Here is a 13,469-nt window from a genome sequence, read left to right on the forward strand (position 1 = left end):
CGTTATTGTTATAGCGTTAAATAAATAATAAGTATAGTATATATATCAAAAATGTTATATTAGAATTAAAGGAGAATGATGCATGGATCCGTATAAGGTATTAATTGAAGTAATGAAAACAGAAAGTTTTACTAGAGCAGCAGAAAATTTATATACTTCGCAGCCTTCTGTGAGTCGTGATATTAAACGTTTAGAATTAAAATATAATGTTAAAATATTTGAATTTAAATCTCCATATTTAAAACTAACTAGAGATGGCGAAAAGCTATTACAATACGCATTGCAACGGGAAAGTATTGAACAAGAATTATGGCAAAACTTAACATCGGAATCTGAAATCATCTCAGGCACCTTAACAATTGGAAGCAGTTATACATATGGTGAATATTTATTATCAGAACAGCTTACCAGTCTTATGCAACAATACCCTAAGTTACATATTCATTTACGTGTTAATAATTCAGATTCTGTTATAAATGATATTAAACACAACAGAGTAGATATAGGTATTGTAGAAAAGGAAATTCAAGACAATGCAATAAAATGTAAGGAAATAATGGAAGACGAAATGGTGTATATTTACAAAAAATCGATTCAACCTAGAATGGATATATGTTTCGTTAGAGAAAAAGGGTCTGGAACAAGGTTTTATCAGGAAGTAGGTCTTTCTGAGTTGAAATTAAATCCATATTTGATAGAAATTAACAATATTAAGATTATTAAACAAATGGTAGAGGCTGGAAATGGGTTTGCAATTATTTCAAAATCAGCACTTCATCCAGAAGATTATGAAAAATTAATGATAACAACTTTAAATGTGAAACGTCACTATTACCTTGCTCAACATGTTGATAAATATATAGGTGAAAATATTAGAGCTGTCATTGAAATGATTATGAAGTAGAGTATATAAAAAATCTGAGGCTAGGAATTATGTCCCAGCCTCTTCGGTATCTATTAGTCTTGGAATTTAAATTCTAATGGCGGAGGAAGAGGGATTCGAACCCCCGCGGCCCGTTAAGGCCCTGTCGGTTTTCAAGACCGATCCCTTCAGCCGGACTTGGGTATTCCTCCAATTAACACAATAACAATAATATAATGACTTTAATTAAAAGTCAATATAATTATTCTTGAGTTTACACTAGAACTTCTTTACTTAAGTATTGATCAACAGAATGTGCTACTTCACGACCTTCTTTTATTGCCCAAACAACCAAACTCTGACCTCGTCTTGCATCTCCTGCAGCAAATATTTTAGCGTGATTAGTTTGATAATTTGTATCATTAGCTACAATTTTATTACGCTCGGTGTGTATATCAAACGCATGCGGAACAGTGGTTTCAGTACCAACAAACCCTATAGATAATAAGACTAAATCAGCCGGCCAAAATCGTTCTGGTCCATCTTCCATCACCATGCCATCAGGCGTTTCTTTTAATATTTGTGTATATAAGCCTTTAACATTTCCTAACTCGTCAACATCATAGCGCATTGTTTGTACACCATAGGCTCTTGGTTCTTGACCAAATTTAGCTTCATATTCCTTATGCGCATAATCCATTTTGAAAACAGGCATTGCTAATGGCCAGGAAGTATTACTTTCAAAAGTAATCTCTTCAGGCTGTTTCGTATATTTATTAAATTGAACAATAGATTTACAGTTTTCACGTAATGCTGTCGCTACACAGTCTGCACCAGTATCACCAGCACCTATAATAATTACATTCTTATCTTTAGCAGTAATGCTCAAACTTTCAATCTCACCATTTAGATACTGTGTTTGTTCAGTAAGATAGTCCATTGCAAAATGAATACCAGAGCCCATTCGTCCTTCCAATGGTAAATCTCTCGCATTTTGAGCACCTGTGCATAAAATAATAGCATCATAATTTTCTTCAAGTGTTTCACGGCTCACATCGACGCCAATTTCAACGCCTGTTTTAAATAAAACCCCAGCATCTTTCATAAGTGATACACGTCGACGTATTACGTCTTTATCTAGTTTCATATTTGGTATACCATACATTAGCAAGCCGCCTGGTTCATGCGCCTTTTCATAAACAGTAACTTTATAGCCTTTAAAGTTTAATTCTTCAGCTGCTGTAAGTCCCGCTGGACCACTACCTACGATAGCAACTCGTTGGTCTTTATGATCTTCAGGATATGCGGGATGAACCCACTCATTCTCATATGCTTCATCAATAATTGTACGTTCAATACCTTTAATCGCCACGGATTCTCTATTAATTTTCATAACACATGATTGCTCACATGGTGCAGGACAAACTCTTCCTGTAAATTCAGGAAAATTATTCGTCTCTCTCAATCTTTCGTAAGCAGCTTTAAAATCTTGATGATAGACTAAGTCGTTCCACTCAGGTATATAATTACCAATAGGGCATCCTATTGTTTCTCTTCCATAAGATTGCCCAGTTTGACAAAAAGGTGTTCCACAATCCATACAGCGCGCACCCTGAATCGAAGCATCTTCTTTAGTGAAGCGTTGTTGAAACGCTTCATGATTCGAAAGACGGTCTACCAAAGACAATTCTGATAGCGACTGTTTATCATATTTCATAAATCCTTTAAATTCGCCCATGATAATCCCTCACTTCTTTAATAAATGACTGCTGGCTGTAGCTCTTGTTCAATTGTTTCTCTGTCATCATAAAACGCTGCCAGTGTTGCTTCATCTTCACGTTCCATTTGACGTTTTTTCAAATCAATTTTTTGCATCATTAATTTGTAATCTTTCGGAATAACTTTAATTGCTAACTTTTCAATATTGTCAAATTGGTCAAGTAATTGGCGTGCTTTGTTACTACGTGTATGCTTAAAATGTGCTTCAAGCATGTCTTTGATAAGAGATTTTTCCTCATCAAAACGTATGCTACTGAATTCTAAAGTTTCAAGCGCATTAACCTTTTTAAATTTCTCCACGTCAGAAGGGAAAATATAACTTACGCCCCCGCTCATGCCTTGGCCAAAGTTCTTTCCAACATCTCCTAAGATAATGACATGTCCCCCTGTCATATATTCAAGTCCATGATCACCAATACCTTCTACTACAACATCTGCACCACTATTTCTGATACAGAAACGCTCACCAGCTTTACCATTGATAAACGCTTTACCTCTAGAAGCCCCGTAAAAGTTTACATTTCCTGCTATAATTTCATTTTCACGTTGACTATTTGGAGCATTTACGATGACAGTTCCACCGGACAATCCTTTACCTACGTAGTCATTAGCATCACCGGTATGATGGATTGTTAATCCGCGTGGTGCATATGCAGCTAAGCTTTGACCTGCATGACCTTCAGTGTAAGCAAGTATCGTATCTTCAGGTAATCCTTCTTCTCCATATTGTTTAGCTATCGCACTACCTGTAATTACACCTACATCTCGCTGTTCATTATTAACAACATAATTTCCGGTAAAAGAGTGCCCGTTTTCAATACTATAGCGTGCGTCTGGGTACAGATAATTCAAATCGAATCCTTCATCAAGATGATGGTTTTGTGATATCTCTTTCGTATTAACCCCGTCAAATTGTTCTATTAAACGTTCTATTTGAAGCGAAGCTGCTTTACTATTTGGTTTCAATTGCGTCGAACGTTGAAGAAGATCTGTTCTTCCTACTAACTCTTCTACTGTTTCTAAACCAAGTGAAGCCAAAATTTCACGTAATTCTTCAGCTATAAAATACATAAAGTTAACTACATGCTGTGCCTTACCTCTAAACAAAGCTCTTAAATCTTTGTTTTGTGTTGCAACCCCTACTGGACACGTATCGTTATGACAAACCCTCATCATAATACACCCCAAAACAACAAGTGGTGCTGTTGCGAAACCAAATTCTTCTGCACCAAGCGCACAAGCATAAGCTACATCTTTACCCGTCAGTAACTTACCATCCGTTTCTAATTTTACGCGACTACGCAAATCATTTAATTTAAGTGTTTGATGTGTTTCGGCAAGGCCTATCTCCCATGGCAAACCTGCATGTTGAATACTTGTTTTAGGCGATGCACCTGTACCTCCATCATAACCACTTATAACAATTTTATCGGCGAAAGCTTTAGCTACCCCTGAAGCTATAGTTCCAACGCCAGTTTTTGATACAAGCTTAACTGCAATATCAGCTCTTCTATTTGCATTTTTTAAATCATGAATGAGCTGTGCTAAGTCCTCAATTGAATAAATATCATGGTGTGGTGGTGGTGAAATTAATCCTATACCTGGTGTCGAACCTCTAGTCTCAGCAATCCATGGATATACTTTTGAACCTGGTAGTTGTCCACCTTCCCCTGGTTTAGCGCCTTGTGCGACTTTAATTTGAATTTCTTTTGCATGTTGCAAGTAATCACTCGTCACCCCAAAACGACCTGATGCAACTTGCTTAATCGCACTTATCTTATTACTTCCATCCTTTTGAATTTCGTAACGTGAAGAATCTTCTCCACCTTCTCCACTATTACTTTTACCTCCAATTTGATTCATAGCTTGAGCCAACGTCTCATGTGCCTCTGCTGAGATAGAGCCGTAACTCATTGCTCCTGTATTAAAACGTTTTACGATTTCACTTGCTGGTTCAACACGACTAATATCAATAGATTGGCGTGTCTTGAATTCTAATAAATGTCTAATATGATCCGTACGTTTTAAATTTACAGTTTTGGAGAATTTTTTAAATAACTCGTAATCATTTTCTCTACATGCATGCTGCAATAAAAAAATCGTACGAGGATTAAATGCATGATGCTGACCTTGCTGTCTCCATTGGAATACACTTCCGGATTCAAGATAATCAGAATCATCACTTTGTCTCGCTTTATTCTCTTTGTCTATTTGTTCAATACTTATACCAGATAATTTTGACTGTGTACCTGTAAAATATTTTTCAATGACGCTATTCGATAAACCTACCGCTTCAAATATCTGTGCTCCTTGATAACTTTGTACAGTAGAAATGCCCATTTTAGCCATCACTTTAATAACGCCTTCTGACAATACATTGGTATACGTAGCAACATTTTCAGCGACAGTTCCTGAAAGTTGACCTTGACGCGTTAATTGTTCAATCGTTCGTTGCGCTAAATATGGAACTACAGCGTTTGCACCATAACCAAGTAAACATGCAACGTGATGAACTTCTCGTGTTTCACCGGACTGCGCAATGAGGCTGGTCTCCATTCTTAATCCTTCTCGAATTAATAATTGATGCACGTGACTTAACGCTAATAAAATTGGCATTGCATAACTATTTTCGTGAGTTAAAGACGTATCGTCTAACACCAAAATTTTCGCACCTTCATGTACAGCCTGTATTGCTCGGTTCCCTAGTTCATTTAAGCTACTTTCCAAATCACCTGTATAAAGTGTAGATAAATACGTTACATTAAAATACGAATGATCGATTGATGATAATTGCGCTTCATTTAAAACTGGTTTTTTTAATTGAATTCTTTCTAAAACTGATTCATCAGGACATAAGAGGTTCCCTTCTGAACCTAAATATGAAAGTTCACTAGTTACAATCTTTTCTCGATAAGCATCGATGGGTGGATTGGTAACTTGTGCAAATAATTGTTTAAAATAATTAAATAGTGACTCAGGCTTATCATTAAGAACTGCAATAGGTGCATCATATCCCATCGCTCCGATGGGATCTTTTTTATTGATGACTAAATCTGTCATATATTTATTGATATCTTCTTTAGTGTAAGCAAATTGTTTCTGTAAGCGGAAGAGTGTTTGATCATCCCAGTCGGAAGATTGGTAATAAATATTATCTAAATCATTTTTATTTTTATAATCTTTTAGCCATTGTTCGTAGGGCAACTCATTAGCAATATTAGTTTTTAGCTCATTATTTTCTACAACCTTATTTTGCAAAAAGTCTACAAGTAATAACTTTCCAGGATTAAGTTGTCCTTTAAATGCTACATTTTCTTCTGGAACATCAATGACACCTACTTCGGAAGAAAAAACAATAAAATTGTCTTTAGTTATTGTATAACGCCCAGGTCTTAATCCATTTCTATCAGTCAATGCACCTATCTTATCTCCATTGCAAAAGGAAATCATAGTTGGTCCATCCCATGGCTCCATTAAATAACTATAAAATTCATAGAAAGAGCGAACTTTTTTATCGTTAGATTCATTGTATAACCATGGCTCTGGAATTAATAACATCGCTGCTTTTTCAGGCTCCATTGCTAATGATAAGAACTCTAACGCATTATCAACTATTGATGAGTCACTACCATCTTCATCAACAATAAAATGCACCTTATCTTTCTCATCTTCAAATAATGTTTCAACTAGTTTATTTTGGCGTGCTCGCATCCAGTTTACGTTACCCTTAATGGTATTAATTTCACCATTGTGCATAAGCATGCGATTGGGATGTGCACGTTTCCAACTTGGAAATGTATTAGTACTAAAGCGGGAGTGTACAAGTCCTAATTTTGATTGATATGCCTCATTTTGTAGGTCTAAATATAAGCCTTTAATTTGATCCGAACGTAACCAACCTTTATAAACAATCGTTCTATGAGAGAGACTTGTAAAATATAAATCTATGGATTGTGTTTCACTATATTTTTCAATTTGCTTTCTTGCTAAAAACAATCGTTTTTCAACTTCTTTTACACCTGTGATGTCAACAAATACTTGTTGAATATAAGGCATAGTATCTGCAACATGTTGAGCAATAGCGCGAGTATCTACTGGCACATCTCTATATCCAATGACTTTAAAACCTTCACTTTCAAAATATTGATTAAACATCTCTTCGTGAATTGAATCTCTAACTTTCTCTTTAGAAAAAAATAATCCCACGGCATAATATCCTTCGCCGGGAACTTTGAATTCTGTTAATTGTTCGAACAATTGGTATGGTATCTCCGTCATAATTCCTGCACCATCACCAGTAATACCATCGGCACCTACTCCACCACGATGATCTAACCGTCTTAACATTTCTAAAGATTTTTCTATAATATCGTGAGATCTTTTATTATCCATATTGGCATAAAATCCAATACCACACGCATCATGCTCTTCACGATAATCGTATAGTCCCTTTTTTAATTTCTCATTGTACATGATGCACACTCCCTTATTAGAATTTTCTGACAATTTTGTTTGATAGTAATTACTATAATGTAATTTATTTATCTGTTCAATATATAAATTAGATTAAATTCATCTAATTATTAGAACGATTGTAAAAAATACTGATATACTAGGTTTAGAATAAGACAGTATTTATTTTATTGAATGGAGGGAAATCAACTATGGATATAAAACAACTTAGATACTTTGTAGAGGTTGCACGTCGAGAGCATATTTCAGATGCGGCATTAGAACTAAACATTGCACAGTCTGCGATTAGTCGTCAAATCACTCAACTCGAAAAAGAATTGGGGGTGACATTATTTAAAAGAAGTGGGAGAAATATCATATTAACTGTTGAAGGTAGACAGTTACTCTCACAGGCAACTCAAATACTAGAATTAATGGATAAAACCATTCACTCATTTCAACAACACGTATCACATAACCAACAGACAATTTATATTGGATATGAAGAAAGTGATGCCTCTCAAATGATTCTTCCCCTAATTCAAACATTTGAACAACAAAGTAACAGTACCATGATTCCGCAACTTACAAAACATGATAAATTATTAGATCAAATCCTTTCCAATCAATTGGATCTTGCAATCACTGAATTTACTCCTGTGTTAGAACGGGAAACACATTTACGCGTCATGCCTTTATTTGAAGAAAATTATTATATGTATGTGCCCAAATCACATCCACTAGCTATGACTGTACATCCCCCGCTATCTCAATTTACAAATCAATCACTATACTGTCTCGAACCAATGACAAGCTCAATAAAAAGTAAATTGATTGAAAAGACTAAGGCACAAGTACGAATGATTTCAGATATGAAACTCGCTCAACATATTTTGAGTCATAATAAGGGATTTATTATTTCTAGTCAAAATTCTTTACTATATGATCACGTAAATTGGACTAAAATCCCTTTAAATCATACAGAATTAAAACGAATGCTATGTGTAGTTATGCGAAAAGATAACAAGAAAAACGACATTAATATAGCATGGAATTTAATTTGCACATTATTAAATAAATCGACTATATATTAACCATTCATCTTATCTTTGCAAAACTTTATCACTCTTCAACATAAACATTTCATTGATAACTTTTTGAGTTCAATCATAAAAGGTCGTATAATCACTATATCAATATGATTATCAAGTTGAGAATTGAGGTTTTAAGATGCAATCCAAGAATTTTTTTAAAACACCTTTTACTTGGATGATGATAATCTTTAGTTGCCTGTTTTTAGGTACGTTAATATTCACGTTTTTTAACGATAGATTTTATAATATGCCTATAGGACAAATCACTCAAATTACTGATATCCAATCACAAAAGGTAACAGACGAGCACAAAAATAAAGATATTAAGTACAAAGAGAAGATAACATTCAAGATTCTAAATGGTGAATTCAAGGGGCAAACAACGACGATTCCCCACCAATATGTGAAATCTCAAGCTGATTCAGAATCATTTTCCAAAAATGACAAGGTTCTTTTACATATTTCTAAAAATCCTAAAGACGCAACTATTATAGAGAAAAAACGAGATACTATTGTTGTCATAATAACCGGCTTATTTTTACTTACTGTTTTAGTTGTTGGAAAAAAAGTAGGACTTCAATCTATATTATCTCTTATCGTTAATACCATTGCCGTTATGGGAGCTATTTTAATACATGATCAATATGGGGCTATAAGTTTATTCTTTTTGATGACTTGTGCTATTATCATTTCCACTTCTTTCACTTTACTACTTGTAACAGGTTGGCATAGCCGAACCTTAATTACTATTGTAAGTACGCTGATTGGTACGTTCTTATGTGTTGGAATTACCGAAGTCATCATCAAATTTACCGGGGGAAATGGAATAAAATACGAAACAATCACTTTCCTTACTCTCCCTCCTAAGGATGTCTTTCTAGCTTCCGTACTAATAGGTACACTTGGAGCAGTGATGGATGTTTCTATTACTATTGCAAGTGGGATGTACGAAATTTTAAAACGTAGCCCTCAAATTTCCATGAAACGTTGGGCTCTTGCCGGAAGACATATCGGTCAGGATATAATGGGAACAATGACTAATATACTTCTCTTTTCATATCTATCTGGTAGCTTACCTATGTTTCTAATTTATTTAAAAAATGCTAACACTATTACTTATACTATTTCGATGAATTGGTCATTAGAAGTTGCTCGAGCATTAACTGGTGGGATAGGTATCGTTTTAACTATTCCTATAACAATTGCTTTAATGGAACTATGGTTTAAACTGCGAGGTGTTAATCAATGAGTGCAATTACTATTTTAGGTTTCTTATTATTGTTGATAATGGTTATTTTCGGAGGTAAAAAAGGACTCATTTCTTTTTTCACTTTGTTTTTAAATTTTATCATTCTTGTAATAAGTATTCTTTTAATTATATATGGTGTGCCAATCTATCTTGTCACATTTATATTTTGCTTTATCATAGCCGCAATTAATTTATTTGTATTAAATAGTTACAATGTAAAAACACAAGCGGCTTTTCTAGGTACTTTAGTAACAATACTTATATTAATACTCATGATATACTTTTCAGTTGAGATGGGTCACTTACAAGGTTTTGCCACCGAACAGCAGGATGAAACATATGTGTATTCAATGAATATTGGTATTAATATGGTACAATTTATGGTATTTACAATTGTTCTTGCAGTGATAGCTGCAGTCATTGATTTAGCAATAACAATTAGTTCCCCTATGTATGAACTAAATGAGACTAATCCAAATTTAAATCAGCATCAATTATTTCAGTCTGGTATGCGTGTGGGTAGAGAGATATTAGCAACTTCTGCCAACACCATTTATTTAGCATTTTTCGGAGGACAATTAACTTTATTCTTCTGGTTCTTTAAATTAAAATATTCATTTGGACACATCATTAATTCGAAGATATTCACACAGGAATTTATAGCTATTTTACTTGGTGGTATCGCCGTTGCAATTAGCATTCCCATTACTGCATGGATTACAGCATTTATGATTAAACATGTCAGTCAGAAGAAGACTCTTACGAATCAACAAAATAAATAAAATAATCCCGTCGCCTTTAAATAATTATAAAGAGCGTTTATGATTAAACAATTTAACTTAATTATTATATGGCGATGGGATGTTTAATATTATTTTTAATGTATAAACCTAATTTAAAGTAATTGCATTTTTAATAAATATTCGTCATATTCTTTTTTATATTTGATAGTGTACGTAAATTCTTTAACCCATGAAAATATATCTTTCTCACATCTGTGTAACAACTTACTCACTTTTCTCCGACAACTTTTGCTCAACATTAACTTTCTATAATGCATCGCCAAAATAATATAGCAAATAGGTTTTTTCATATACTGTCTAACCATTAATCTTTTCACTCAGAAAGATTCAGTCATCTATGTACCTGCACAACTAGGTTAGGTTAATGGCTTCTATAATGAGCACAGTTTAAATATTCAATTAGCGCGCTTTCATAAACTTGATATTATCAAAACTTCACATCAATAGAAATTGAGTTGCGTAATATGATGTTAATATTTAAACCCTATCTATTAATCATTGATAAATTCCTTAATCCACGTATTCACTGCAGGCGCTATATTTTCACTGTCATTGATATCGAACCATTTCATGTCAGTAATTTCATGATCGGTTTCAACTTTTGACCAATCTATAGCTCGATTAACTTTAAATCCATTAAGTTCAGTCAACATATTAGGTTGTGGATAGGCTTCTCCGACAATAGTTCCAATAAATTCTAATTCATCTTTAGCTAATTCTAAGCGCAATTCTTCCTTCAATTCTCTCTGTAAAGCTTCCACAAGGCTCTCACCCTCATCAATTTTACCACCCGGGAAATAATACTTATCTCTATGTCGAACTTGTACAAGTAGTAACTGATGATTCTTTTCTTCAACCAAGCAAACACATTTAATCATTCATCAATTCACCCTTATTCATAATAAATATCTTCAATTTCATACTTATATTTAGTATTATGTTATCATAAATAAGTTACTACATGATTTAACTAAACTACATTTAATTGAAAATATGACAATTAACCATACATTCGAATATTTTAATCTTCAAAATAAGTATGGTATACGGAGGGAATCATAATTTATGGCTAAACAAGCAAACGCTTCACGTTTATCAAGATTATTCAATGTAGCAGGATTCATTGTAGATGGTTATAACGGAATTCGCTATAATGCTAAGAATAAACAACTTGTCTATTTATCATTAGGTCTAAGCGCACTTGGAACAATCATTGATTTTTACATTTCTATTAAATCTGCATCTAAACTTCGTAAGTTAAGTGCACTTGGATCATTTGCAATCAATGGGGTACGCTTATTCACAAGTTTTAAAAAAGTTAGAGATGAATATGACTATCACTAAACAAATTAAAACTGATAATTAAATTTTTTCAGAAAAAATAAGTTGCCAAACATTAAAATATATTCTTATGAGATGACTAGTTTTAAAAATATTGTTCTAATCATTTTTAAACTTTTTATCTTAAAGTAAGAGGTGGGGAGATGAATAGATTAAAAATTCTTCCTCACCTCTTTTTTATTTTAAACAAATTAAACAATTATAAAATAGTGTGACAAAGCATTGCATTTAATACTAAACACAAACACGGTTATATAGTACAAATTCTGAATAGTTATTAAAATTCTTGTAATTTTCATAAAAATGTTTATCATAAGTAATTAACAATTTATACAACTTATCTAATAATTTAAGTTTGAAATAAAGGAGAATTAATTATGATATACACAGTAACAACCACCCTTCCATTATCCCATGGTGGTAGAACTCAAGCTTTACTCAGACGAATTAAACTGTTAGATGAAGAATTTAAAATTCCAAGTAAAATTCTCACCACTAATTATCATGGTAATTATCCTAGTATTTATAAAAAATACAGACAAGAAAACAAAGTTACAGAAAATATACAATTCGAGAATATGTATGAATGGTTATCAAATTTCAAACTTTTTAAAGTCCCAAAAACATTGATTACTAGGAATCCAAAATACATTAAAACACCTAGAAAGATTAAAGGACTTATTGATAAGCAAGGAAAAAAGAGTGGTCTTATTCATTATTATAATAATGAATGTCATGTGAGATCTCGAAAGTATTATGGACAGTCTAATGTTCTTGAATATGAGGACTTCATTTCTCCCACATCAGGATTGAAATATGAGCGCCATCAATATAACTTATACGGCCAACTTCATAGAAAAGAATATTATTATGATGACTCTTCTTTAAAACATAGCGACGAATTATTTGATACTGAGGGCTCTATGTACTGCAAGAGATATTTCAAAACTAAACCAAACAGCAAAATTAATGGCGTAGAAATATATAGAAATAAAAAACTTTATAAGACCTTTAAAAATGATAAATTATTAGCTCAGTTTTATTTTCAGAATAGATTCAAAAATCAAGATATCGTCTTTAATGATGCTCGATTTTTAGATAAACCATTACTTAAACAAACGCACCAAACAAAAAATATTCTTGTTTTACATAGCTCGCATTTATCAGGGGACCAAATAAAAAAATCATATCGATTTGCTTTAAATCAATCAAAAAATGTTTATAAGTATATTGTTCTCACTCACCAACAAAAGCACGATATACAGCAACATTTCCATATAAGTGACGACCAATTCCAACTAGTACCACATTTTATCGAATTAGATACGGAGGTAGAACAAGATTCCTCAAACAATCAAAATCGCTTTATATATATAGGCCGTTTTAGCACAGAGAAACAGATTGATCATATTATTAGAGCTTATCACAAGTTTTTGCAAAGTGGTTACCAAACAGAATTACATTTATTTGGTAGAGATGAAGATAATCAAATTCCATTGATGAATACTTTGATTTCAGAATTAAAATTATCGGATAAAGTTAAAATATTTAAATATACCAATCAACCTTTACAAGAATTTAAGAATTCTAAAGCCTCTCTACTTACAAGTCAATATGAGGGATTTGGCTTAACACTTATGGAAAGTATAGAAATGGGGTGTCCAGTCCTATCTTATAACGTTCGTTACGGTCCAAGTGAAATTATTCAAAACGGGATAAATGGCTATCTCATTGAAAAAAATGATATTGATAGTTTATCAAAACATATGATTAACATCATTGAGCACCCACTACAAAAAGTGAAAAATAAAGACACTTTAAAATATAACGCCGCAGTGAATAATTACAAACAACTTATGCAAAGCTTAGACTTATTAAAATAGTCAAGT

Annotated in this window: 9 protein-coding genes and 1 tRNA gene; 6 read left to right on the forward strand and 4 right to left on the reverse strand. The window is 33.0% G+C overall.

Going from position 1 to position 13,469, the window contains the following annotated elements:
• The first annotated feature begins 82 nt into the window (after positions 1 to 82).
• Positions 83 to 904, forward strand: a complete 822-nt coding sequence (locus tag FNL83_RS11370; RefSeq protein ID WP_001829404.1) for a LysR family transcriptional regulator — start codon at positions 83 to 85, stop codon at positions 902 to 904.
• A 77-nt stretch (positions 905 to 981) separates the two neighbouring features.
• On the opposite strand, the gene FNL83_RS11375 is transcribed toward FNL83_RS11370, so the two are convergent.
• From FNL83_RS11375 to gltB, 3 genes are all read right to left on the reverse strand, one after another.
• A tRNA-Ser gene (locus tag FNL83_RS11375) sits at positions 982 to 1,074 on the reverse strand.
• Between the two features lie 62 nt (positions 1,075 to 1,136).
• Entirely contained in the window at positions 1,137 to 2,600 is a 1,464-nt protein-coding gene (locus FNL83_RS11380) for a glutamate synthase subunit beta (RefSeq protein ID WP_001829340.1), read from the reverse strand.
• 17 nt (positions 2,601 to 2,617) lie between these two features.
• Positions 2,618 to 7,114, reverse strand: a complete 4,497-nt coding sequence (gltB, locus tag FNL83_RS11385; RefSeq protein ID WP_001832455.1) for a glutamate synthase large subunit — start codon at positions 7,112 to 7,114, stop codon at positions 2,618 to 2,620.
• Positions 7,115 to 7,305: 191 nt separating this feature from the next.
• Here gltB and gltC point away from each other — a divergent pair, with 191 nt between their 5' ends.
• The 3 genes from gltC (at position 7,306) to FNL83_RS11400 (ending at position 10,218) form a co-directional block, all read left to right on the forward strand.
• Entirely contained in the window at positions 7,306 to 8,187 is an 882-nt protein-coding gene (gltC, locus tag FNL83_RS11390; RefSeq protein WP_002456837.1) for a glutamate biosynthesis transcriptional regulator GltC, read from the forward strand.
• A gap of 136 nt (positions 8,188 to 8,323) precedes the next feature.
• A complete protein-coding gene (locus tag FNL83_RS11395) occupies positions 8,324 to 9,436 on the forward strand; it encodes a YibE/F family protein (protein ID WP_002437110.1) in 1,113 nt (370 codons plus the stop codon).
• The gene (locus tag FNL83_RS11400) at positions 9,433 to 10,218 is read left to right on the forward strand and encodes a YibE/F family protein (RefSeq protein ID WP_001829362.1); all 786 of its coding nucleotides are present in this window, start codon (positions 9,433 to 9,435) and stop codon (positions 10,216 to 10,218) included. Before FNL83_RS11395 ends, FNL83_RS11400 begins: the two co-directional genes overlap by 4 nt.
• Before the next feature lie 512 nt (positions 10,219 to 10,730).
• Here the strand turns inward: FNL83_RS11400 and FNL83_RS11410 are convergent.
• Positions 10,731 to 11,117: an NUDIX domain-containing protein gene (locus FNL83_RS11410; protein WP_001829379.1), complete on the reverse strand. Its 387-nt coding sequence runs from the start codon at positions 11,115 to 11,117 to the stop codon at positions 10,731 to 10,733.
• A gap of 187 nt (positions 11,118 to 11,304) precedes the next feature.
• Between FNL83_RS11410 and FNL83_RS11415 the strand changes: the two genes are divergently transcribed.
• Positions 11,305 to 11,583, forward strand: a complete 279-nt coding sequence (locus FNL83_RS11415) for a hypothetical protein (protein WP_001829373.1) — start codon at positions 11,305 to 11,307, stop codon at positions 11,581 to 11,583.
• Between the two features lie 374 nt (positions 11,584 to 11,957).
• The gene (locus tag FNL83_RS11420; RefSeq protein WP_001832460.1) at positions 11,958 to 13,463 is read left to right on the forward strand and encodes a glycosyltransferase; all 1,506 of its coding nucleotides are present in this window, start codon (positions 11,958 to 11,960) and stop codon (positions 13,461 to 13,463) included.
• Positions 13,464 to 13,469: the final 6 nt, after the last annotated feature.

The organism is Staphylococcus epidermidis, from assembly GCF_006742205.1.
Lineage (GTDB): Bacteria > Bacillota > Bacilli > Staphylococcales > Staphylococcaceae > Staphylococcus > Staphylococcus epidermidis.